Origin of the sequence: Stappia sp. TSB10P1A, assembly GCF_900185725.1 — a bacterium.
Taxonomy (GTDB): Bacteria; Pseudomonadota; Alphaproteobacteria; order Rhizobiales; family Stappiaceae; genus Stappia.
The window spans coordinates 1-22,697 of record NZ_FYAU01000035.1 but is presented as its reverse complement, the minus strand read 5'-3'; the positions used below and the strand labels follow the sequence as shown (position 1 = coordinate 22,697).

Sequence of the window (22,697 nt, the reverse complement as noted above, 5' to 3'; positions counted from 1 at the left end):
CGTTTCATGCGCGTGATCTTGATCGAGGATAATCTCGACCTCGCCAAGGGAATAACAAATGCCTTGAAGGATCAAGGGCATGCCGTCGACCATATCGACGACGGGCTGGATGCCGACGCCTTCCTGTCGACGCTGGCCAGACAGACCACCGACGTGGCGATCATCGACCTCAACCTGCCGCGCCTGTCGGGAATCGACATCATCCGCCGGCTGCGCGCCCGCGGCGACACGACGCCGGTGCTGATCCTGACCGCGCGCGGCAAGACCTCCGAACGGGTGCAGGGGCTCGACGCGGGCGCCGACGACTATCTGGTCAAGCCCTTCGACATGGAGGAACTGATCGCGCGCCTGCGCGCCCTGTCCCGCCGCCGCCCCCAGGTCGCCCCGGCGCAGGAGGTGATCGGCCAACTGGTCTATGACCGCCAGAAGCGCATCGTGTCGCTGATCGGACAGAGCCTCGACCTGCCCCGGCGCGAGCTGGCGCTGTTCGAGCTGCTGCTCGACAAGCGCGGCCGGCTGATCGAGAAGGACCGGATCGCCGATGCGCTCTACGGCACCGGCGCCCCGGTCGATCCGAACGCGGTCGAGCTTCTGGTCTCGCGGCTGCGCCGGAAGATCGACGGCTCGGGCGTCGTGATCCGGACCGCGCGCGGCCTCGGCTACATGCTGGACGAGGGCTGATGTTTCAGCGTCTTTCGCTGCGGGGGCGGCTGTTCCTGCTTCTCATCCTGCCGCTGGTCTTCGTCGCCGCCGCCGCGTCCCTCGCCCGCTACCAGTTGGCGACGCGCCTGTCGCAGGAGCTCTACGACAACACCCTGCTGGCGGTGGCGCTGACGATCTCGCGCGACGTGGTGATCTCCGAAGGCGACGTGCTGACCGAACGGCTGCTGGACGAACTGACCACCGCCCTCGGCGATCCGGTCTACTACCGCGTCAGCGGGCCCGGCGGCAGCTTCGTCACCGGCTATTCCGACCCGCCCGACAAGCCGGCCGGCGCGCTCGTCGACGGCGGGGCGCCGCTGTTCTTCGACAGCGAGTCGCTCGGCCAGCCGGTGCGGGCCGTGATGCTGCGCGAGTTCATCAGCGAGCCGCAGTTCGGCGGCTGGGTGACCGTGGAGGTCTGGCAGACGGTGCGCCAGCGCGAGGCCCTGTCGCGCTCGCTGGTCTCGCAATCGGTCATGGTCGTCGGCTCGATCATCCTGACGGCCGCGGTGATCCTGTGGTTCGGCATCCAGATCGGGCTGAAGCCGCTCCTCGATCTGCGTCACGCGATCGGCGAGAGAACGCCGGACGACCTGCGCCCGATCCGCCGCTGGGTTCCGCCGGAACTGCGCCCGCTCGTCGAGACCGCGAACTCGCTGTTCGACCGCCTGTCGCAGGCCTTCGCCCTGCGCGACGGCTTCATTTCGGATGCCGCGCACCAGATGCGCAATCCCGTGGCGGCGATCCAGGTCCAGGCCGAGGCGGCGATCAGCGCCCCGACCGAGGCGGAACTGCGCGCCCGCGTCAAGGATCTGGCCGCCACCGCGCGGGCCACCAGCCGGCTGACCTCGCAGTTGCTGTCGCTTGAACGGGTGCGCGGCCGCAGTCTCAAGACGCTCATCCAAAAGGTCGATCTCGTCGACCTGATCCGCAACAAGGTCCTGCCTTTCGCCGAGACGCAGTTGCGGCGCGACGTGGACGTCTCTTTCGTCGTCACCGGCGAGGCCCGCCCGGTCGACTGCGACCCCGTGCTTGTCGAGGAGATGACGGTCAACCTGCTGGACAATGCCGACAAATACGCGCTGCGCCCGCAAGGACGGCTGCAGGTCTCGATCGACTTCGAGCCGCACTCGGTGCGGATCCGCTTTGCCGACGACGGCCCCGGCATTCCGCCGGAGCTGCGGCAGCGGGTGTTCGACCGCTTCTTCCGCATCGACGAGGACCACTCGCGCGGCTGCGGCCTCGGCCTTGCGATCGTCAACGACGTGGCCCGCGCCCATGACGGAACGGCCCGCTGCTTCTCCGACGAGACGGGCATGGTCTTCGAGGTGGCGTTCGAACGCTGAGCGCGACGATCATCCGGCCGCCCGTTCGGCAGCGCAGGCCTGTCCCACGGCGGCCAGCCAGTCCTCGATCGCGCGCAGGGCCTCGGGCTCGTCCAGGAACGGGATATGCCCGCGATCCGGGATTTCGGCGAAGATCATGTCGGGGCGGCGGCGGCGCATCTCCTGCGCGGTGGCGCGCGCCAGCACATCCGAGGCCTCGCCGCGGATCAGCGCCAGCGGCAGCCCCTGGCAGGCGTCGAACAGCGTCCACAGTTCGGGCAGCGGCGCGGCCATCGCGGTCTCGAAGGCGAGGCGCAGGGCGGGGTCGTAGGGCAGGCCGAGCCGACCGTCGAGCTGGACATAGTGGCGGATGGCTTCCTCGGCCCAGCGCATCGGCGGCACCCCGTGAAAGCCCGGCATCGCCGCCGGCATGCGGTCGGCGACCTCGTCCAGATCGGCCACCGCCGGCTCGATGCCGATATAGGTGCCGATCCGCTGCAACCCGTCGCGTTCGACCACCGGCCCGACATCGTTGAGGCAGAGCCCGAGCACGCGCGAGGGCTGGGTCGCGGCGATCACCAGCCCCAGAAGCCCGCCCCGCGACGAGCCGAGGATCGCCGCCCGGTCGATGCCGAGATGGTCCAGCAGGGCGACGGCATCGCCCGCCTCCTGCGCCACGGTATAGGTGGCGGGATCGGCCCAGCCCGAACCGCCGCGGCCGCGGCTGTCGAGCCGGATCAGGCGCACGTCCTCGGGCAGATGTCGCGCGAGATAGTCGAAGTCGCGGCCGTCGCGCGTCAGGCCGGCCAGGGCCAGCAGGGGCAGGCCCCGACCCGTGTCGCGATACGCCAGAATGGTGCCGTCCCCGGCCTTGAACCTGTGCATTCCCCTCCCCTGGGCAGTCCCCTCCCCCGTGCAGCCCGTCCCCGCTCCGCATCGGCTCCGGTCCGCATCGGCGGTTGTTGCAGCCGGCAAGTCCCTGCCGGTCTGGTGTCGCGCCTCGTGGGCGGCAACGCAGGCGCCGCGCGAGGGATCGCTCGGGGCCGGGACGTCCTCAGGCGAGGATCACTTCGGGAACGTCGTCGGGGATCACCAATGCGGCCTCGGTCGCGGCGCGAATGTCGTCGACAGTGACGCCGGGCGCGCGTTCGCGCAAGACCAGACCGGCCGCCGTCGGTTCGATGACCGCAAGGTCCGTCACCACCAGGTCGACCCGGCGCTGCGCGGTCAGCGGCAGGGTGCAGCGCGGCACGATCTTCGACTGGCCCTTGGCGCTGTGCTGCATGGCGACGATCACGCGGGCCGCCCCGGTGACCAGATCCATCGCCCCGCCCATGCCCGGCACCATCTTGCCCGGCACCTTCCAGTTCGCCAGATGCCCGGCTTCGTCGACCTGCAGTCCCCCCAGCACCGTCATGTCCAGGTGCCCGCCCCGGATCAGGCCGAAGCTCATGGCGCTGTCGATGCTCGCCGCTCCCGGCACGGCGGTCACGAAGCCGCCGCCCGCATCGGTCAGGTGGCGGTCCTCCATCCCCTCCGGCGGACGGGCGCCGAGACCGATCACGCCGTTTTCGGCCTGGAAGAACACCCCAAGATCGGCGGGCACGAAATTCGCCACCATCGACGGCAGGCCGATGCCGAGGTTCACGAGCGAGCCCGGCCTGATTTCCCGCGCCACCCGGCGGGCGATGAATTCCTTGGCGTCCATGTTCCCCTCCTCAGGCCGCGCGGATCAGCAGGTGATCGACCAGGACGCCCGGCGTCTTGACCGCGTCGGGCGGGATCACCCCCACCGGCACGATGCTTTCCGCCTCGGCGATGACCGTGCGCCCCGACAGCGCCATGACCGGGTTGAAATTCTGCGCCGTGAGCAGATAGCTGAGGTTGCCGACATAATCCGCCTGCCAGGCGCCGATCAGCGCGAAGTCGGCCTTCAGCGGCGTTTCCACCAGATAGCGGTTGCCCTCGACGGTGACGATCTGCTTGCCGGTCTCCACTTCGGTGGCAAGGCCGGTCGGCGTCAGCACCCCGCCGAGCCCCATGCCGCCGGCGCGGATGCGCTCGACCAGCGTGCCCTGCGGCACCAGTTCGCAGGTGATCTCGCCGGCGATCATCTTGGCTTGCGTCTCGGGATTGAGGCCGATGTGGCTGGCGATCACATGCCGGACGAGGCCGGCCGAGATCAGCTTGCCGACGCCCTTGCCGGGCATCGCCGTGTCGTTGGCGATCACCGTCAACCCGCCGACGCCCCGTGCCACCAGGGCATCGATCATCCGCTCGGGCGAACCGACGGCCATGAAGCCGCCGATCAGCAGGCTGGCGCCCTCGGGGATCATCTCCGCCGCGGCCTCGGGTCTCAACGCACCTTTCATACGGCCTCCATCGCGCCCAGGGCCGCGCGGGCGGCACGGGCGATCACCAGTTCCTCGTTTGTCGGAATGACCATCACGGTCGTGCGGGCGAGATCGGAAGAGATCACCCGCGCATGCTTCGCGTTCCTCGCGGGATCGATCTCGATCCCCATCCAGCCCAGCCGTTCGCAGATCCTGGCGCGGATCAGGCACGAGTTCTCGCCGATGCCGCCGCAGAACACCAGCGCATCGATGCCGCCTAGGGCAGCGGCCATCGCCCCCACCTCGCGCTGGCAGCGAAAGGTGAAATAGTCGATGGCCTCGGCCGCCTCGGGCGTGCCGGCGGCCTCGAGCGTGCGCATGTCGTTCGACAGGCCGGACAGGCCGAGAAGGCCCGACTGCCTGTAGAGAAGGTCGGAGATCTCGCCGGCCGTCATGCCCTTCTGGTCCATGAGATAGAGCAGCACGCCGGGGTCGAGCTGCCCGCAGCGCGTGCCCATCGGCAGGCCGTCGAGCGCCGAGAACCCCATGGTCGAGGAGACCGAACGGCCGTCGGTGATCGCGCACATGCTGGCGCCGTTGCCCAGATGCGCCACCACCACCCGGCCCTGGGCAAGGCGCGGCGCGGTGCGGGCCAGCTCCCCGGCGACATAGTCGTAGGACAGACCGTGAAACCCGTAGCGCCGCACGCCCTCGGCATAGAGCGCGCGCGGCAGCGCGAACGTGTCGTTGACGAAAGGGTGGCTGCGATGAAAGGCGGTGTCGAAACAGGCCACCTGCGGCACCCCCGGAAACGCCGCCCTCGCCGCGCGGATGCCGGCAAGATTGTGCGGCTGGTGCAGCGGGGCGAAGGGAGACAGCCGCTCCAACTCGCCGAGCAAGGCCTCGGTGATCGGTTCGGGAGCCTGCCGGTCCGCGCCGCCATGCACGACGCGATGGCCGATGGCCAGCAGCTCAAGATCGGGCCAGCGCGCCCGGAACGCGTCGATGACGGCGGCCATCGCGCCGGCATGGGTGGTCAGATCCCCGGCGGCGGCCGGGATTTCGGCCCCGTCCGCGTCCGTGAGGCGCAGCAGGGCCTGCGGCCCGATCCGGTCGGCCAGGCCCGTCGCCACCGGCGCATCGCCGGTTTGCGGGAACAGCGCGACCTTCAGCGACGACGACCCGGCGTTCAGCGTCAGCACCGCGCGGGTCATCTGGCGCCCGCGAAATGGCGGATCGCCGCCACGGCACAGGAGGCAAGGCGCGACATCGGGCTGTCGGAGCGGCTGTTCAGGATCACCGGCACCTTGGCGCCCAGCACCAGTCCCGCCCCCTCGGCATGGCTGATGAAGGCCAGTTGCTTGGCCAGCATGTTCCCCGCATCGAGCCCCGGAACGACAAGGATATTGGCCCGCCCCGCGACCGAGCCCTTCAGCCCCTTGGTCCGCGCGGCCCCCATGTCCACCGCATTGTCCATGGCCAGCGGCCCCTCGACCTGACCGCCCTTGATCTGGCCGCGGTCGGCCATTTTCGACAGCAGCGCCGCATCGATGGACGACTGGATGGCCGGGTTGACGGTTTCGACCGCCGACAGCACGCCGACGCGCGGCTCCATCCCCAGGGACAGCGCCAGGTCGATGGCGTTCTGGCAGATGTCCATCTTGGTGGCGAGATCCGGCGCGATGTTGATCGCCGCATCGGTGACGAACAGCGGTTCGGGATGGCCCGGCACGTCCATCACGAAGACATGGGTGAACCGGCGCCCGACCCGCAGGCCATGGGCCTTGTCGAGCATCGGCTTCAGAAGATCGTCGGTATGCAGATGCCCCTTCATGACGGCCGCCGCGCGGTGGTCATGGACCAGCCTGCAGGCCAGTTCGGCCGCGGCTGCATCGCCGGCCACGTCGATCACCTCGATCCCGCCGAGATCGGCCCCGATTTCGTCGGCCGCGCGCCGGATCGCCTCGGCCTCGCCGATCAGAATGGGCGAAATGACGCCCTCGCGGGCAGCGAGCAACGCCCCGCCCAGCGATTTCGCCTCGTTCGGGCAAACCACGGCGGTCGGCAGCGCGGGCAAGGGCCGCGCGCGCTCGAGCAGCGCCTCGAAATGGCGATGGCGCTGGACCACCAGCCCCGGCACCTCGACATCCTCGCGGTCGAACTTCTCGACCGGGGCGATGACCTCGGCCTCGCCGGTCAGGATCTGGCGGCCGTCGGCATGGGTGACCTCGGTCCTCAGCCGCACCATGCCCTCGGCCTTGGACACCACCTCGGCACGCACGATGACTTCCTCTCCGGCATGGGCGCGGGTGTGGAAGTCGAGGGTCTGGCGGCGATAGAGCGTCCCCGGCCCCGGCAGTTGCGTGCCGAGAACGGCGGAGATCAGCGACGCCATGAACATGCCCGGCGCGATGCGCTCGGCCGTGCCGTTGCCGTCCACATCGGTGTCCGTCAGATGCATCGGGTTGGAATTGCCCGAAGCGGCGGCGAAGACGAAAAGATCGTCGGCCGTGATCAGACGACGCAGCTCGGCGCGGTCGCCGGGCTGCATTTCGTCGAAGGTGCGATTTGTCATGCGCATCTCAGCCCTCGCCACCGGGAGTGGAGACGGGCTTGCCGCGTCGGGGTTTCGCCGTGCCGCCGGCCGCCGGCGGCACCGTCTCGAGCATCGCTGCCGGCTCCAGTGTCGGAGGGACCTCGGCGGGCGCCGACAGCGGATCCCGCGAGACGTTGCCGATCAGCGGATCCAGCCCCAGTATCTCGCGGAACCGCTGCAGCAGGACCACCGTGGTGGGCAACATTTCCTCGGTGTCGCCGGCAATGTACTGCACCGCCTGCATGGCCAGTTCGCGTTCGTTCCTGTCGCCCAGCAACAGCGGCAGGGTCTCGATCGCGCGCTCGGGCTCGAACGTGGCGATCAGCGTCTGCTGATGGATGATCATCGCGCGGCGTTCCGCGCCCAGACTGCGGAAAGGTTCATCCCTGGTCAGCACATGCGCCGAGCGCTCCAGCCGGTCGCGCCGGACCTGGCGGCGGTTCTCGGCCATGAGCACCAGCATGCGGATCACCGCTTCGCAGAAGCCGCCCAGTTCGACGGTCATCAGCGCAGTGGCAACCTCGGGCAAGCCGCGCAGCTCGTTCTGGTTCTTCAGGGTCCGGCGCGCCTCGTGGGTGCGGCCGAAGGCACGGCCCCAGGGGCTGCCCCAGATCGAATGGAAATACAATTCGTACCCCATGTCGCGACTGTCGCGCAGGAAGTCGATCATGGTCTCCGTGCCCTGCACCCAGAAGGCTTCGGCGGCGAGGAAGGGGTTGCCGGCGGCGGCCTTGCGGCGCTCCGCCTTGACCTTCGCGGCAAGGCCTTCGACCGGTTGCATCGCCGGGTTGCTGCTGGAGGCGAGCGCGCGGGTCAGGCGCATCGGATGCAGCGCGCGGCTCATCTCGGCCCCGCTCTCGGTGACCAGCGAGCGCACCACGGGCCGGACGATCGCGTCGTAGAGCTGCGCCTGCACCTCGGCGGCACGGGCAACGGCGGCAAAGGGGCGCTGGTCGTCCAGCCCGTCGCCCAGCGCGCGGATGTCGTCGAGCGTGCGTTCCGCAAAGCCGACGGTGAAATGCGTGTGCCCGTCCTTCTCGGTCACGTCCTCGATGGTCATCTCGTAGAGGCCGGGGGCCAGGGCCTCGATCGTCTTGAGCGTGGAGGCAACCTCCGTGTGCTCCTTCTTGGCGATCTGCGACGAGACGAAGATGCCCAGATGCCCGACCTGTTCGTGCACCATGTAGACGATGCGCTGGCCGCGGATGCGGATCTCGTTCACATCGGCATAGGTTTCGGCGACCCAGTTCAGCGCCTGTTGCGGCGGGGTGATGTTGTCGCCGTGGCTGGCGAAGACGATGATCGGCGCGCGGATCGCCTTCAGGTCGACCGGGCGTCCCGGCTCGATGCGGGCCTCGTTCTTGACCAGCCGGTTGCCGACGAACAGTTGCTCGACGATCCACTTGATCTCGGCTTCCGTCATCAGGAAGAAGCCGCCCCACCATTTCTCGAATTCGAGGAACGCCTCGTCGCCCTTGTCGATGTCGCGGAAGAGGTCGGTATACTTGCGGAACAGCGTGCGCGCCGGATTGAGAAGCTCGAAATTCTGCACCAGATGCGCGCCGTCGAAGATGCCGCCGCCGAGATCGGACAGGAACATCGGGATCCAGGTGCCGCCCAGCACGCCGGCATTGTAGCGCATCGGGCTCTCGCCCACCTTGCCGGCCCAGGGCGCGACGGGGGCGCCGTTGATGACGATGGGGCCGGTCAGGTCCGGATTGGTGGCGGCCAGCAGCAGCGTCGCCCAGCCGCCCTGGCAATTGCCCGTCACCACGGGCATCGACGCCCTGGGATGGCGGCGCATCACCTCGCGCACGAAGGCGGCCTCCGACCGGGTGACGTAGGACAGGAACTGCCCGGGCTCCGGCATCCGCCGGAAGGCGACGAAATAGACCGGATGCCCCTTCCGCAGGGCGACCCCGACCTGGCTGTCGGCCTTGAAGCCGCCGATCCCCGGACCGTGGCCGGCCCGCGGGTCGATGATGATATAGGGGCGCCGGGCGTCGTCGATCGTGACGCCGTCGGGCGGCAGGATCTTCAGCAGCATGTAGTTCGACGGATAAGGCAGGTCCCGGCCATCCATGATCACGTCGTAATCGTAGATCAGCACGGGCGGGCAGCCGGCCTCTTCATGCGCCAGAAAGATATCGCCGCGCTTGCGCAGCGTGTCCATGGTCAGGATCGTCCGTTCCCAGGCATCGCGCAGGTATTCTGCATAATCCGTGTGCAGCCTGCCCTCGGCCTGCGCGACCTGCAGCTTGTCCATCAGCGAGCGGGCGGTCTCGACCGCCGCTTCGGCCCGGCGCGAATGGCCATCGGCGATCCGCTCCGACTGGCGCGAGGCGGCCGTGGTCAGGACGGTCAAGATGGCCGAACCGGCATCGATCTCGCCGTCGGTGGCGGTCATGGTCTTCTGCATCGCGGAGAAGAGATCGCCCTTGGAGCGCAGAACCTGCGACTGGCGGAAGGGATCGAACAGATCGAAGACATTCGCCATGGGGGTCTCCTCAGGCCGTGATCGAGAAGCCGCCGTCGATGTCGTGGACACCGCCGGTCAGGTTGCGGGCCTCGGGCGAGGCAAGGAAGGCCGCCACGGCCCCCACATCCTCGATCGTCGCCAGGTGATGGATCGGCGCGCGCTCGGAGGCGGCCGCCAGAAGTTCGTCGAAATGGTCGATCCCGCTCGCCGCCCGGGTCTTCAGCGGCCCCGGCGACAGGGCATGCACCCGGATGCCCTTTTCGCCCAGCTCGGCGGCGGCATAGCGGACGGCGCTTTCCAGCGCGGCCTTCACCGGGCCCATCATGTTGTAGTGCCGCACCACGCGGGAGGAGCCGAAGAAGCTGACCGACAGGCAGCAGCCGCCCTCGGTCATCAGCGGTTCGGCCGAACGGATCATGCGCAGGAAGGAATGGACCGACACATCCATCGCCATGGCGAAGCCTTCGGCCGAACAATCCACCACCCGGCCGTGAAGATCCGCCTTGGGCGCGAAGGCGATGGAGTGGACCAGCGTGTCGAGCCGTCCCCAGCGATCCGCGATTGTCCCGAACACCGCTTCGAGCTGGCCGGGCCGGGCCACGTCGAGCGGCAGCATGATCTCGGCCCCGAGGTCCTCCGCGAGAGGGCGGACGAAGCGCTCGGCCTTGTCGTTCAGCCAGGTGACGGCGAGGTCCGCGCCCTGGGCCCTCAGCGCCTGCGCGCAGCCATAGGCTATCGACTGATCGTTGGCGATCCCGACAACCAGCGCCTTGCGGCCACTCAGAGAGAACATTCCCGCCTCCATCTTGCTGACGGTTACAAGTTGCGATGGACAGGAGTCAGATTCATGTCGGATTGGCGACAGATCTACGAAGGCCTGCACTCGCCAGCTCCCGCAAGCAAGGTTCATGCAACCGTCCTTCACACCACCGTCGCACTGCCGTGAGAGGGGAAACCGTTACTCGCGCCACGCAAGCATCAGACCTGCAAGCTTCGCACGTGAACCGCGATCTGATCCGCAATATCGGGGATCCGTGAAACGGGTATCTCATGGCCGGTCCCGGCGAGAACCGTAAGCGACGCGCCGGGTATGCCGCCGACAATGGCTCTCCCGTTCTCGATGGGCAGGATCGGATCCTCGGCGCCGTGAATGACCAGAACGGGGCACCTGATCTCCCGAAAACGCCCGGTCCAGTCCTCGCGGGTGGCAAGTGCGCCGTGGTTGAACATGCTCGGCAGGCTCTCGGTTCGTGACATCACGCGCTCGACACGCATCCTTTCGCGATCCTCATCGAAGGGCGCTCCGGTTCCCGCACACAGTCTTTCGCTCTCGACAAGGAAATCCGCCATAGCCCCGCGATCCGACCAGTCGAGCGAACCAAGCGTGCCGAAGTGGTCGAGAAATGCCTGCGAGATATGCGGCAACTCCGCGCCGTCCCAACCGAGCGGCTCGGATGCGATCAGGATCAGCGAGGCCGCGCGCTCCGGCTGCGCGACCGCCAGCATCTGTGCGATGTATCCGCCGAGCGACATGCCGACCAGATGCGCTTTGTCGATCCCATAGGCGTCGAGAACGGCCACGGCATCGCCGGCCAGATCCTCCACCGCATATGTGGCCTCCCCCGGCGGGACTGTCGTCGATTGCCCGGTGTCGCGATGATCGAAACGGATCACGTAGAGACCGCGCCCGGCCAGCGCGGCGCAAAAATCGTCGGGCCAGCCAAGCATGGATGCGGTGGCCCCCATGATCAGCAGCACCGGCGGATCATTCGGATCGCCAAAGGCCTCCGTCGCCAGCCTGATATCCTGATGTTCGACTACGCGCATATCGATTACCATCCCTGCTGCTGGGCCGGGCTACCAACACAATGCATCAACGCCAGTCACGCAATGGAGTTCGGTGCAGCCCCGTCCGGCGACACCTGCACATTTCCACAAGGATGCGGCTTGCTGGTGTCGCTGATCTTCAAAGTCTATCAGGCTGCGTGGAGTTGGCGGCAATCGGCATCGCCTGGCGGCGATGCAGCGATCGGCGGCGATATCGCATCATGGAGGGAAAGCGGCGGGCAATGACGGAGAGAGAGGACGAAGTCCGAACTCGGAGCCAGGAGCGTAACGGCGCGACCGGCCGAAAGGCCGCCCCAGCGGAGGCGCCGAGCGAAGCGAGACTGCCGTGAGCGAAAGAATGGCGGAGAGGATGGGATTCGAACCCACGAGACGCTTTTGACGCCTACTCCCTTAGCAGGGGAGCGCCTTCGACCACTCGGCCACCTCTCCGTGCCGCCCTTTTCGAGGATTTGCGAGCATTTGGCAAGACGGGAAGTTGCGCTTTTGCCCGCCGCCTCGCCCTGCCAGCCGAAATCCGCGTTCCGCTGGTCGAGGTTTCCACAGGCAAAGGGCGGCCCGGCCCAGGCTGGCGGGCGATCATCGCGTCTTTCGACCTTGTCGAGACGAAAAATCTATTTCCGTCGTCGGTCGGTCCGATCTGAACTTGTCGGAACCGGGACCCTGGGCTCCCGCCTCGAGCGGGCTCCCGCTCGTCTTTGCGGGAACGCGGGGACAGTCGATTTTCAAGACCGTGCCATTCATTGAACAGGTTCATGACAAAAGCACCGTTGGCCGTGGCCGCCCCTTTCGAGAGATCCTTGCACCGCGCGATGCCCAGCCTGCACACGGCCAGCCTGCACAGGGCCAGCCTGCACACGGCCAGCCCGCGCGCGATCCGATTGACCGTTTTCGCCGCCGGCCGGGCGGCAGGGACAGCCCGTGAAAGCCGACGACCTTCTCGCCCATCTTGACCGGATCCGGCACGCCGGCACGCCGGACGAGGTGGGCGCCCGGCTCGCCGCGGCCACCGCAGGCTTCGGCATCGACCGCGCGCTGTGCGGCCTTGTGCCCCTCCCCTCCACTCCGCCGGCCGAGGCGCGCAGGGCCATCTTCTTCGGCAACTGGCCCTCCGGCTGGCTGGAGCGCTACGTCGCCCGCCGCTATGCCGAGATCGACCCGGTGATCGCCCGCGTCCTGCGCGCCGACCGTCTGTTCGGCTGGCGCGAGGCGTGTGCGGATGCGGATCGGATGGCCCTTGCCCGGCAGATGATGGGCGAGGCGCGCGAGCACGGGCTCTCGGACGGCTTCGCCCTGCCCTTCGCCAATGGCGCCGGCCGGCGCGGCAGCATCTCGCTGAGCGGCGAGCGGATCGAGCTTGCCCCTGCCCGACGACCCGCGCTGGCGCTGCTGGCGGCCTCGGCCGCCGATCGCGCCGCCGCCCTGCTGGAAACGCCGGCGGCGCTGCCGCTCGCCCCGCTGACGCAGCGCGAGCGCGATTGCCTGTCATGGGCGGCGGAGGGCAAGACCGAGTGGGAAACCGCCATCATTCTGGACATCGCCCCGAAAACGGTCGAAAGCCACTTTGCCGCCGCCCGCCGCAAGTTGAACGCCGCGAACAAGACACATCTCGTAGCCAAGGCCTTCCGCCTTGGGATAATCGACTGAACGACAGAACGGCGCAGGGGCGCTGGCCGCGTCAATCCGGGAAACCCATGATGGAGACCCGGCAGGACCTTGCGAGACTCGCAAGCGGCACGCAACACGGGACCAGCCGGCTGCGAACGGGAGCCGGAGGGAGCGCGCCAGCGCGCGAAAGGAGAGACCGGATGGACAAGAGGAAGGGACGCAACGACGCCCGACGGGAGATCATCGACCGCCTCGAAGGGGCGATCGCCCGGATCGCGCCGCATCCCGAACTGGTCGTGCTCGGCGGTCAACTGGCGGCGATCCGCGAGATCGCGGCTCTGGAACTCACCGGCGAGGACAGGGCGGAAGCAAGCCCGTCCACGGGCGCGCCCTCTGGCCGGCGGGAGGGAACGGCGCCCTCGTCCGCGCAGGCGCTACCGGGACAAAGCCCGCAAGAGAGCGAGTGAACGTCCGCTCGCCGGGTCCGGCAGGGGCCGGGAACCATCGGGGCAGGCCGCACGGCATCGGCGCGGCATCCTCCCCGGAGCGGGGGAAACAGGCTGCGGCGCGGGCGCAAAGGGACGGTCTGCGCTCACAGTGCCGCAGCCGGGTTGATCCTGATGGCGGGAGTGCCCCTCTCGCGGGGGCCTGCGCCACCGCGGATCAATGCAGCGACAGCCACTCGCGGGCCGCCCGCTGGGCATCGGCGATTTCGGTGCGCGTCATCTCGGTGGAAATTTCCTTGCGGTAGCGCACGGCGTCCTGGCTGCCCTTCACCGCCGCGATGTTGAACCACTTGTGCGCGGCGATCAGGTCGGCGGCGCCGTGGCGGCCGCAGGCGCAATCCAGTCCCATCTGCAGCAGGATATCGGGGCCGGCGGGCTGGCCGCCCATGATTGCGAGTTCGGGGGAACCCAGGTCCAAACGAGCCATGTCACACTCCTTGTCTGTCGTCTTTTCGGCCGGCGTCCTGCCGGCCCGTTGCCGATAGAAGATCCCGAAGCGATTGATCTTTCCCCGCAATCTTCATGTTCGAGTGTGCTGCCGGCCCTTCAACGTGCTCTTAAAATTTTCGCTTAACAGGAAGAAAACGAGACGAAAACAAGCGGTAAATTTTACGAGGGATTCACGAATTTCTCCGCGAAACGGCAATGAAATCAATCGTCTTTGAGTCAAATCCGGAAACGCGCGGAAACCAACGGGTAACCTTGAAAGAACTTGGCCCGAAAATGCGCAAGGCGCGCAGCGGCAGAAATCCGCCGGCCTGCCGCTACGACACGACTGGTCAGGTGCCCGGCTCAGGCGTAGGTTACGTTTCCGTAAAGGGAATGCAAAAGATCCCTAAACAGTGGAGGAACCCATGATCGAAGCCGAAACGTCCCTGCCCCGTCCCCTGCCCCGTCCCCTGCCCCGTCTCCTGTCCCGTCTCCTGTCCCGTCTCCGGGCAGCGGCCGTCCTTGCTCTCCGTTCCGGTCCGGCCCTTGCGCTCGCCGCGGCAGCCGCCCTTGCCATGGTGCTGGCCGCGCCGCCGGCCCTGGCGGCCGAGGCCAACGGCATCTGGGCCCGCCCCGGCGGCAGTTCCCGCATCCAGATCGCGCCCTGCGGCGGCGCCCTGTGCGGCACGCTGGTCTGGCTGCGCGAACCGCGCAACGACACCAACAATCCGGACCCGGCCAGGCGCTCGCGGCCGCTGCTCGGCAGCCAGACCGTCTTCGGCATGGTCGCGGACGGGGGCGGACGCTGGAAGGGAAAGGTGTATAATGCCGAGGACGGCAAGACCTATAGCGGCGTCATGACGCTCGTCGGCAACACGGGACTGAAGCTTGAAGGATGCGTACTCGGCGGACTGATCTGCAAGGGCGAGACCTGGCAACGGGTCAAGTAGCGCCCTTCCCCCATCGATGGCTTCTGGCCGGGGGACTGGCCCTGTTTTCCCTCGTCTCGCCCGCCAGCGCGGACGAGACGATCTTCGGCACCTGGCAGACGCCGGATGCCGGGATCGTGCGGGTCGGCCCCTGCGGGGCGGCCCCTTGCGGGCTTCTCGTCGACTTTCCCCCGCCGCCCGGCACCACCCGGCAGACGGCAACCGACATCAACAACCGCGACGGCGCCAAGCGCGGCCGCAGGCTGCTGGACATGCCGGTGATCTGGGACATTGCCCCCGCCGCCGGCAAGGCCGGCACCTGGAGTGCCCGCGTCTACGACCCGCGCCGCGGCGTCACCGCCAACGCGACGGCGACGCTGAACGGCCGGGACCAGCTCACCTTGCGCGGCTGCGTGCGGGTGGTGGTGCAGTTCTGCGAGACGGAGGTGTGGCGCCGGGCGAACTGATCCCCCCGGCGCCGTCGTCGAATGTGGGCGAATGTGGAGGGTCAGCGCGCGCGCTGGCCGAACAGCACCGACTGGGCGCCCTTGTCGCTGGCAAGGTTGAGCTGCTCGCGCATCTCCCGGCCGACCGCCAGCCCGCGCTCCACCGCCGGGCGCGCCTTCAGCGCCGCCAGCCAGCGGGCGACATTCGGGAAGTCCTTGTCCAGTTCCATGCCCTGGCGCTCCCAGCCGGTCGCCCAGCCGACGATCGCCATGTCGGCGATGGAGTATTCGTCGGCGACGAAGTCGCGCCCGGCGAGTTGCTTGTCGAGCACGCCATAGAGCCGGTGGGTCTCGTTGAGATAGCGGTCCATGGCATAGGGGAGCTTTTCCGGCGCATAGACGCGGAAATGGTGGTTCTGGCCCAGCATCGGACCGAAGCCGCCCATCTGCCACATCAGCCACTCGTCGACCTTGACGCGCTTGCGTTCGTCGGCCGGATAGAAACGGCCGAACTTGCGCCCGAGATATTGCAGGATCGCGCCGGACTCGAACACCGAGATCGGCTCGCCGCCCGGCCCTTCCGGATCGACGATGGCCGGCATCCGGTTGTTTGGCGAGATCTTCAGGAACTCCGGCTTGAACTGGTCGCCGGCACCGATATTGACGTAATGCACCTGATAGGGAACGCCGAGTTCCTCCAGCAGGATCGTCACCTTCCAGCCGTTCGGTGTCGGCCAGTAATGCAGATCGATGGGCTTGGTCTGGGTGGCGGACATGCCTGTCATGCTCCATGGTCGTGGATGGCCGGGGCCCTGGAGCATCGCCCCGCAGGCCGCAGACGGCCGGTCGGAGAGGAATTTAAGGCCCCGCTGCGCCGAAACAACCACCCGCCTGTCCGCAGGCGAGCCGAACGGCGGGATCAGCTTCGCGCCACACCGGCCTTGAGATCGCCGATCACCGCGTAGCCGCCATGCAGGCGGCGGAAGCTTGCCTTGCCGCCGACGGCCGCCGCGCAGGCGGCAAGCGCCTCGCCCAGCTCCGCGCGCGGCGTCACATGGAAGGCCGCCAGCCAGGCGCGGAACGGCGCCCGCATCAGGCCCGGCCAGGCCTCCATCATGCCGAAGTCGACGAGATGCACCCCGCCGCCGGGGGCCAGCGCGCCGGCCCCGGCCATGAGCGCCTCGCGCCAGGGCGGGATCATCGACAGGCTGTAGGAGAAGAACACCCGGTCGAAGCGCGAGGCGCCGAACAGCGCCTCTGTATCGAACGCCGTCGCATCGCCCTGCGCCACATGCACCCGGCCTTCAAGCCCGGCGCGGCGGATCGAGCCGCGGGCGCTCTCCAGCATCTGCTCCGAGATGTCGATGCCGAAGAACCGCGCCTGCGGGTGCCGGCGCGCCGCCAGCACCAGGTTGCGCGCCGTGCCGCAGCCCAGTTCCAGCACGGTGCCGCCCGGCGGCGGGGCGAGCTCGTCGATCAGCCGGTCGCGACCGAGCAGATAGTATTTGCGCGTCGCGTCATAGACATGCCGCTGCCAGCGGTAGATGCCGTCCATCAGCTCCGCGCCGCCGGAGGTCCCTGCCTCAGCCCCGTCCCGCACGGTCATGCCGCGTCGCGGATATAGAGGTGGAAGCCGCCATAGATCGACGAGCGGTCCATATAGCCGAGCTTGCGCGAGCGCTCCGCATCGTAGCGCCACTTCTCCAGGATCTCCGGCGCGACGCGGCCGGGCAGCAGGCTCGGCTCGGCCGCCGTGCGGAAGACGACGCGCGCGCCGGGACGGGCCGTGCGGGTGATCTCCGCCCACAGGGCGTTGAGCGCGCCGTCGGTCATCCAGTCCTGCGCATCCAGCAGGATGTAGCGGTCGACGCTCGCCTCTTCCTGCGCCGCCAGATAGTCGGTGAAGGAGCGGTTGACCACGCGCACCCGGTCGGCGCGGGCGCGGATCGCCTCGAAGTGGTCGCGCCGCAGATAGGGCGGCAGCGGGCCGGCTTCGTCATTCGCATAGCCGCGGCCGAAGGCCTGCCAGGCGAAATAATTCTCCGACAGCGGGAAGTCGCAGGCCAGCCGCTCCAGCCGCTCGCGCAGCACCGCCGCCATGCCGCCGGTGCCGCTGCCGGCCAGCGCCTCATACTGCGCCGGCGGAATGCCGAGCCCGTAGAGCGAGACGCGCTTCGACGTCGCCCAGCGGACCATCCGCTTGTCGAACAGCGGCGCCAGCGCCTTGTCGAAATAGGTGCGCTGCTCCTCCAGCGAGCGGGCGCGCAGCATGTCCCTGGGGTCGATGCCATAGGCGCGGGCGACGAAATGGCCGGCGCCGATGAAATAGCCGAGCAGCCCGTGGTGATAGAGGTCGCGGGCGAACAGGGTGATGCGCTTGCGCCCCGTCAGGTCGCGCTTTTCCCAGTAGTCGCGGGTTTCCGGGTCGAGCCGCTCGCGCAGGAAGCGGTCATAGGCCTCGACATTGCCCTTCTCGTCCGCCTTGCCGAAAAAGCGGTAGAAGGCGTCGTGCCCCGGCAGGTGCCTGACCGCGGCGAGCTTCAGCCGGGTCAGCGCCACATGCGCGCGGTTGAGGTCGACGGCGGTGATGCTGGCCGGATCGGCCGTCAGGTAGGACAGCACGTTGCAGCCGCCCGAAGCGATGGTCACCACCTTGTGGTCGCGGCCGATCTCCAGCGCGTCCATGTCGATCTCGGGGTCTTCCCAGATCTGCGGATAGACCAGCCCCTTGAAGGCGAAGGTGAACAGCCGTTCCAGCGCGCCTTCCCCGGACAAGGCCTTGTTGCGATGCACCGCCCGGCCGAGCAGCGCCCCCCGCCCCGCATTGACCGATTTCCTGTTCGACGCCTGACCCGACAGCATCACCACCTCCGACTCGCCTCAAGTTGCCTTGAAGTGAGCCGGGTAAGCCGTTCTCGTTACGGGATGATGACAGGCGGCGGCCGATGGCGCGCGGCGCCTCGTGTCAGGCCGCGCTCCGTGCGCTCCCGGCGATCGGCGGCGAACGGCGGTGGCCCGCGAGCGCGTGCGCAGCCGCCGCGATCAGCGGAACCTCCCGCCCCTCCTGCGGGGTCAGGAACACGCCGCGCCGGCGCGCCCGCGCGCCCGCCGAGGGCGATGCCGTCCACCAGATCACCAGCGGCGCCAGCACCAGGGGCAAGGCGATCGGCAGCAGCCAGACCAGAAGGTCGGCGGCGTAGTGATAGGCGAAGACCAGCGTCGCCATTCCGAACAGGACCATCCACCAGCTCGCCCTGGCGCTGGTCGCCAGATCGAGCGATCCGTCCTCCCGCTCGCTCGACGGCCAGCCGAAATCGGCTCCCGACAGCACCTGGAACACCGAGCGGCTCTGGAACATCATGTGGATGGGGGCGAGCAGCGAGGCGAGCAGCAGCTCGTAGAGCGCGGAAAGCGAGGCCCGCCCCGCACCGCCATACTCCTTCGCCCCGCCGGTCAGGACGGCGCGCAGCAGCAACAGCGCCTTGGGCAGGATCAGCAGCGCGACCACGCCGAACAGCAGCGCCAGCCCCTTTTCCGTCTCCGGATGGGGAAAGCGCGGAAACGGCGAGCCGGAGACGAAATAGACCGGCGCCGGCGCGAACAGCGGCGCGGCGATGCTGGCCAGCAGGAACATCAGCCAGACCGGCGAGGCGAGATAGGCCATGATGCCCTGCAGCAGGTTGACCCGGCTCCAGAACGGCAGGCCGGGCGCCGCGAGGACCCGCGCGTGCTGCAGGTTGCCCTGGCACCAGCGCCGGTCGCGCTTGGCATATTCGATCAGGTTGGCCGGCGCTTCCTCGTAGGAGCCGTCGAGATCCGTATCGAGCCGCACCCGCCAGCCGCCGCGCGCCAGCATCGCCGCTTCCACCGTGTCGTGGGACAGGATCTCGCCGCCGAAGGGCGGCTTTCCGGCGAGCGCGGGAAGCCCGCAGGTCGCCGCGAAGGCGCGCGTGCGGATCAGCGCGTTATGGCCCCAGAACGGCCCCTGGCGCCCCTGCAGCGCCGCGACGCCGCGCGAGAACACCGGCGAGTAGAAATTCGCCGAGAACTGGATCATGCGCCCGAACAGCGTCTTGCGGCCAATGATGCGCGGCACCGTCTGCAGCAGGCCGAGATCGGGCACCGCCTCCATCCGCCGCACCATCTCGACGATCGTCTCGGCGCTCATCAGGCTGTCGGCGTCGAGCACCAGCATGTACTCGTAGGCGCCGCCGCTGCTGCGGATGAAGTCGGCGATGTTGCCGGCCTTGCGTCCGGTGTTCGGCGAGCGGTGGCGATAGTAGAGCCGCCCCGCTGCCGAAAGCTCCGCGACGGCCTGCCGATACAGCCGGCGCTCGTCCGCCGCCGCCTCCTCGCGGGTGGAGTCCGACAGGACATGGAAGTCGAAGCACTCCAGCGCGCCGATCTCGTCCAGCGCCCGGTACATCGCCTCGAGACGGGCGAAGACCGCATCCGCCGCCTCGTTGTAGACCGGAATCACGATCGCGGTGCGTCCCTCGGGGGGACCGTTCCGGGCCGGCACCTCGTCGCTCGGAAAGATCAGTCCGAGAATGCCGATACAGGCGCCCCACGACAGCCACAGCGCACAGAAGGCGACCAGCGAGACCCGGACCACGTCGACCCAGTCGAACCCGTCGGCAACCGCCACCGAGCCGAACATGGCCGCAGCGGCGACCGTGAGGCCCAGCGTCAGTACGATCGCCGCGGTCCGGCGCAGGCCGACGGCAAGGCTCTCGCGAAGCGAAGACGTCGAGACAGCCGGTTCCATCCGCCAGAGCCCTTTTCTGAAAATTCTGGTCTCAGCGCTCGCCGATGCGCCGGCGGGCAAACGCCCGCAGCGCGGCGAGCCGCGGCAGGACGGGCGGACGCTCGAGCATCTGCGTCGGCATCTGCAGCGGCGCCCTCGGTGCCGGCAGGCACAGCGAGGCGACCACCGACCGGTGCAGGGCCGCGTCGGCGCGTCCCTCAAAGAGGCGCTCGAGCAGGGCGTCCCGCCCCTCGCCCGCCGCATCTTGCGACAGGTGGCCGACGGCCTCGCTCACCGCCTGCTCCAGCGTCTCGTCGTCGAGGTCATGGCGGCAGAACTGCCGGCGCAGCGCGTCGAGGAAAGCCTGACGCGCTCCGGCCGGGCCCGGCCGGAACGCGGCTTCCGCGGAACCGGTGTCGGCGATCATCTCGTTTGTCCCCATTGATAGGTCCAGGTTTCGGAGAGGGTCTTGCCCTCGAGAATGAGTGCGGCGGACAGCTCGACCGGCTTGTCGGCGTCGATCCGCCTCACATCAACTATGAGGCGCCACATATCGTTCCCCGCGATCTTGCTCAGAATCTGGTGGACCACCTCGCCGTTGCTGAGGGAGAGGCGGACGTCCATCGGCGCCTCCTCGCCCAGCCCGGCCAGGGTGTCGCCGTCGAAGTCGACCAGGAACTTGCGGGTGTCCTCGTCATGCGCCACGGCGGCGACCCCGCCATGGCCCGTGCGGGTGCGCAGCGCCCGCGCCAGCGGCACGTCGCCCTCCACGTCCAGCGCCCAGGTCATGCGGTAGCGCAAGCGGTGTTCGGAGCCGGCCGTCAGGCCGTTCTCCGGCATCCAGAAGGCGACGATATTGTCGTTCGCCTCCGAGTCGGAGGGGATTTCGGCAAGCAGCACCGCGCCCTCGCCCCAGTCGCCGACCGGCTCGACCCAGACGGAGGGACGGCGCTCGTAATGCGCTTCCGTGTCCAGATAGTTGTCGGCGTCGCGGTCGCGCTGCAACAGGCCGAAGCCGCGCGGATTGGTCTCGCCGAAGACGGAGAGCTGCAGCCGCGCCGGATTGGTCAGCGGCCGCCAGACGCGTTCGCCGCTGGCCCGCAGGATGGCGAGGCCGTCATTGTCGTGCACCTCCGGGCGGAAGTCGTCGAAGCCGGTCCGGTCGTTCTCGCCGAACAGATACATCGAGGTGAGCGGCGCAAGGCCGAGCCGCGAGACGTCGTCACGCAGGAAGATCGCCGCCTCCACGTCGATCAGGGTCTCGGTGCCGGGAAGAATGGTGAAAGCATAGGCGCCCGACACGCGCGGGCTCTCCAGCTCGGCATAGAAGCGGATCTCGCGCGCATCCGTCTCCGGCCGCTCGATATAGAAGCGGCTGAAGCGCGGGAACTCCTCCGCGCTGCCCGCGGCCGTATCGACCGCAAGGCCGCGCGCCGACGCGCCGTAGACGGTGCCCCGGCCCAGCGCGCGGAAATAGCTGGCGCCGAGGAAGGTGATCAGCTCGTCGCGATAGTCGGTGCGGTTGAGCGGGTAATGCAGGCGGAAGCCGGCCGCACCCGGAAAGGCGAACCCGTCGAAGACCGCCGGGTCGAGCGGCGGGCGATACTCGAAATCGCCGGCGGCAAAGCCCATCGGATAGGCTTGGCCCCCGACGATCTCGAACAGGTCGACCGTATGGGCGAAGACCCAGCCAGGATAGAACGCCTGGAGCTCGAAATTGCGCTTGTCGTCCTTCCACAGCGCGCGGTCGGGCCGAAAGCGGATCGCGCGGTGGGCGTCGTAGTCGAGCCCGGCGACCGCCTCCGGCAGATCCGCCGGCTCGTCGCGGTAGGACTCGGCCGCTCTTGCCTTCATCCGCGCGACCAGGGCCTCCCAGTCGAACGGCGTGCCGGCCGGCGCCCCGCCTGGGGCAGGCGCGCCCGCCTCCTGCGCGCCTGCCTCCTGCGCGCCCGCCTCCTGCGCGCCCGCCTCCTGCGCGTCTGTCTCCTGCGCAAAGGCGGAAAAGGCGGTGCTGGCCATCAGGAAGGAGAGAAATCCGGCACTGGACGTCAGAAAGCGGCGCTTGTCGATTGTCGGCATGGGACCTGCTGGCACCTCGGAAACGGTTCTCGGGATCTGGGCGAGACAGCGCAAGGACGCGCCCGGGCCGGCCCTCGGGCCTTCCGGTCGCTCCGCGCACCCTGCCGCCATCCGTGCGAGCGGCCGGCCTGCCGGTTTCCGGCGGCTCGGCCTCCTGTGCAGGCGCAGCATGCGGCGCCTCTGCCGCACGAAGGCCCGCCCCCCACGAAGTCAGGCGAGCAGGGCTATTTCACCAAGATATATGAGAGAAATCAGACGCAATCGCGGCAATCGGATGGCAGAGGCACTCCTCTCCCATCGGCCTTGCATATATTGCACCGCAAAATCGGACCTCGCAAGAGGCGCGTGAGGCGAGACGACGCGGGGAGAGGGAGGAGCGCAGGAGGGCACGAGGCGGGACGGCGTCGCCACCTCCCCGGCTGTCATACCGGACGAGGCCGAAGGCCGACGATCCGGGACCGGGGAGGCACGAACGTTCGTGGGGATGGACACGGCAAGCGCCGTCAGGCGGACGTGAGACGGAAGGAGTTCGCTCCATTCCACGGCTGTCATCAACTCATATCGTTGAGGTGGTCTCTCGTTCTGGCGTTGAGGATGACGACGATCTTTCTCATGAGGGCTGTGAGGGCGACGATTGGCTTCTTTCCGTTTGCGATCAGCCTGTGGAAGACGG

At 68.5% G+C, this 22,697-nt stretch carries 23 protein-coding genes and 1 tRNA gene; 8 read left to right on the top strand and 16 right to left on the bottom strand.

All coding sequences use genetic code 11. The features are described 5' to 3' along the window. Positions 1-6: 6 nt before the first annotated feature. Positions 7-681, top strand: a complete 675-nt coding sequence (locus TSB10P1A_RS17455) for a response regulator transcription factor (protein WP_186389226.1) — start codon at positions 7-9, stop codon at positions 679-681. Then, the gene (locus TSB10P1A_RS17450; RefSeq protein ID WP_186389225.1) at positions 681-2,048 is read left to right on the top strand and encodes a sensor histidine kinase; all 1,368 of its coding nucleotides are present in this window, start codon (positions 681-683) and stop codon (positions 2,046-2,048) included. The genes TSB10P1A_RS17455 and TSB10P1A_RS17450 overlap by 1 nt, the downstream gene beginning before the upstream one ends. A gap of 9 nt (positions 2,049-2,057) precedes the next feature. Here the strand turns inward: TSB10P1A_RS17450 and TSB10P1A_RS17445 are convergent, their stop codons facing one another. From TSB10P1A_RS17445 to TSB10P1A_RS17410, 8 genes are all read right to left on the bottom strand, one after another. Then, complete coding sequence (locus TSB10P1A_RS17445; RefSeq protein WP_186389224.1) at positions 2,058-2,912, bottom strand: alpha/beta fold hydrolase; 855 nt, start codon at positions 2,910-2,912, stop codon at positions 2,058-2,060. Between the two features lie 169 nt (positions 2,913-3,081). After that, positions 3,082-3,735 (bottom strand): 3-oxoacid CoA-transferase subunit B, encoded by a 654-nt coding sequence (locus tag TSB10P1A_RS17440; RefSeq protein ID WP_186389223.1) that lies wholly within the window; start codon positions 3,733-3,735, stop codon positions 3,082-3,084. A 10-nt stretch (positions 3,736-3,745) separates the two neighbouring features. After that, on the bottom strand, positions 3,746-4,399 hold the full coding sequence (locus TSB10P1A_RS17435; RefSeq protein ID WP_186389222.1) for a CoA transferase subunit A: 654 nt from the start codon (positions 4,397-4,399) through the stop codon (positions 3,746-3,748). Continuing rightward, entirely contained in the window at positions 4,396-5,574 is a 1,179-nt protein-coding gene (locus tag TSB10P1A_RS17430; protein WP_186389221.1) for an acetate/propionate family kinase, read from the bottom strand. The genes TSB10P1A_RS17435 and TSB10P1A_RS17430 overlap by 4 nt, the downstream gene beginning before the upstream one ends. Then, the gene (locus TSB10P1A_RS17425; RefSeq protein WP_244293168.1) at positions 5,571-6,935 is read right to left on the bottom strand and encodes a bifunctional enoyl-CoA hydratase/phosphate acetyltransferase; all 1,365 of its coding nucleotides are present in this window, start codon (positions 6,933-6,935) and stop codon (positions 5,571-5,573) included. Before TSB10P1A_RS17425 ends, TSB10P1A_RS17430 begins: the two co-directional genes overlap by 4 nt. Before the next feature lie 7 nt (positions 6,936-6,942). Beyond that, positions 6,943-9,453, bottom strand: a complete 2,511-nt coding sequence (locus TSB10P1A_RS17420) for a DUF3141 domain-containing protein (protein WP_186389219.1) — start codon at positions 9,451-9,453, stop codon at positions 6,943-6,945. A gap of 10 nt (positions 9,454-9,463) precedes the next feature. Beyond that, positions 9,464-10,228 (bottom strand): enoyl-ACP reductase FabI, encoded by a 765-nt coding sequence (gene fabI, locus TSB10P1A_RS17415; RefSeq protein ID WP_186389218.1) that lies wholly within the window; start codon positions 10,226-10,228, stop codon positions 9,464-9,466. A gap of 185 nt (positions 10,229-10,413) precedes the next feature. Continuing rightward, positions 10,414-11,262 carry an alpha/beta fold hydrolase gene (locus tag TSB10P1A_RS17410; protein WP_208987131.1) on the bottom strand — a complete coding sequence of 283 codons (849 nt, stop codon included), beginning with the start codon at positions 11,260-11,262 and terminating at the stop codon, positions 10,414-10,416. On the opposite strand from TSB10P1A_RS17410, the gene TSB10P1A_RS17405 reads away from it, so the two are divergent. Beyond that, positions 11,245-11,508 carry a hypothetical protein gene (locus TSB10P1A_RS17405; protein WP_186389216.1) on the top strand — a complete coding sequence of 88 codons (264 nt, stop codon included), beginning with the start codon at positions 11,245-11,247 and terminating at the stop codon, positions 11,506-11,508. The two genes, TSB10P1A_RS17410 and TSB10P1A_RS17405, sit on opposite strands and share 18 nt — an antisense overlap. 113 nt (positions 11,509-11,621) lie before the next feature. Here TSB10P1A_RS17405 and TSB10P1A_RS17400 read toward each other — a convergent pair. Further along, a tRNA-Ser gene (locus tag TSB10P1A_RS17400) sits at positions 11,622-11,712 on the bottom strand. Positions 11,713-12,201: 489 nt separating this feature from the next. Between TSB10P1A_RS17400 and TSB10P1A_RS17395 the strand changes: the two genes are divergently transcribed. Continuing rightward, the gene (locus TSB10P1A_RS17395) at positions 12,202-12,927 is read left to right on the top strand and encodes a LuxR family transcriptional regulator (protein WP_186389215.1); all 726 of its coding nucleotides are present in this window, start codon (positions 12,202-12,204) and stop codon (positions 12,925-12,927) included. A gap of 161 nt (positions 12,928-13,088) precedes the next feature. Further along, positions 13,089-13,355 carry a hypothetical protein gene (locus tag TSB10P1A_RS17390; protein WP_186389214.1) on the top strand — a complete coding sequence of 89 codons (267 nt, stop codon included), beginning with the start codon at positions 13,089-13,091 and terminating at the stop codon, positions 13,353-13,355. Between the two features lie 196 nt (positions 13,356-13,551). On the opposite strand, the gene TSB10P1A_RS17385 is transcribed toward TSB10P1A_RS17390, so the two are convergent. Continuing rightward, on the bottom strand, positions 13,552-13,821 hold the full coding sequence (locus TSB10P1A_RS17385) for a hypothetical protein (protein ID WP_186389213.1): 270 nt from the start codon (positions 13,819-13,821) through the stop codon (positions 13,552-13,554). A 218-nt stretch (positions 13,822-14,039) separates the two neighbouring features. Between TSB10P1A_RS17385 and TSB10P1A_RS17380 the strand changes: the two genes are divergently transcribed. Genes TSB10P1A_RS17380 through TSB10P1A_RS17370 form a run of 3 tightly spaced genes read left to right on the top strand, consistent with a single transcriptional unit; the run spans position 14,040 to position 15,219 of the window. Continuing rightward, entirely contained in the window at positions 14,040-14,252 is a 213-nt protein-coding gene (locus TSB10P1A_RS17380; RefSeq protein ID WP_186389212.1) for a hypothetical protein, read from the top strand. Continuing rightward, positions 14,249-14,773 (top strand): DUF2147 domain-containing protein, encoded by a 525-nt coding sequence (locus TSB10P1A_RS17375; RefSeq protein WP_244293167.1) that lies wholly within the window; start codon positions 14,249-14,251, stop codon positions 14,771-14,773. The genes TSB10P1A_RS17380 and TSB10P1A_RS17375 overlap by 4 nt, the downstream gene beginning before the upstream one ends. Beyond that, positions 14,719-15,219 (top strand): DUF2147 domain-containing protein, encoded by a 501-nt coding sequence (locus tag TSB10P1A_RS17370; protein ID WP_186389211.1) that lies wholly within the window; start codon positions 14,719-14,721, stop codon positions 15,217-15,219. The genes TSB10P1A_RS17375 and TSB10P1A_RS17370 overlap by 55 nt, the downstream gene beginning before the upstream one ends. A 41-nt stretch (positions 15,220-15,260) precedes the next feature. Here the strand turns inward: TSB10P1A_RS17370 and TSB10P1A_RS17365 are convergent, their stop codons facing one another. From TSB10P1A_RS17365 to TSB10P1A_RS17340, 6 genes are all read right to left on the bottom strand, one after another. Further along, on the bottom strand, positions 15,261-15,974 hold the full coding sequence (locus TSB10P1A_RS17365) for a glutathione S-transferase N-terminal domain-containing protein (RefSeq protein WP_186389210.1): 714 nt from the start codon (positions 15,972-15,974) through the stop codon (positions 15,261-15,263). A gap of 143 nt (positions 15,975-16,117) precedes the next feature. After that, positions 16,118-16,804, bottom strand: a complete 687-nt coding sequence (locus TSB10P1A_RS17360) for a class I SAM-dependent methyltransferase (protein ID WP_186389209.1) — start codon at positions 16,802-16,804, stop codon at positions 16,118-16,120. After that, positions 16,801-18,060 carry a DUF3419 family protein gene (locus TSB10P1A_RS17355; RefSeq protein ID WP_186389208.1) on the bottom strand — a complete coding sequence of 420 codons (1,260 nt, stop codon included), beginning with the start codon at positions 18,058-18,060 and terminating at the stop codon, positions 16,801-16,803. The genes TSB10P1A_RS17360 and TSB10P1A_RS17355 overlap by 4 nt, the downstream gene beginning before the upstream one ends. Before the next feature lie 103 nt (positions 18,061-18,163). After that, entirely contained in the window at positions 18,164-19,966 is a 1,803-nt protein-coding gene (gene mdoH, locus TSB10P1A_RS17350; RefSeq protein WP_186389207.1) for a glucans biosynthesis glucosyltransferase MdoH, read from the bottom strand. A 31-nt stretch (positions 19,967-19,997) separates the two neighbouring features. Beyond that, on the bottom strand, positions 19,998-20,372 hold the full coding sequence (locus TSB10P1A_RS17345; RefSeq protein WP_186389206.1) for a hypothetical protein: 375 nt from the start codon (positions 20,370-20,372) through the stop codon (positions 19,998-20,000). Beyond that, entirely contained in the window at positions 20,369-22,024 is a 1,656-nt protein-coding gene (locus TSB10P1A_RS17340) for a glucan biosynthesis protein (RefSeq protein WP_244293166.1), read from the bottom strand. Before TSB10P1A_RS17340 ends, TSB10P1A_RS17345 begins: the two co-directional genes overlap by 4 nt. Between the last annotated feature and the right edge of the window lie 673 nt (positions 22,025-22,697).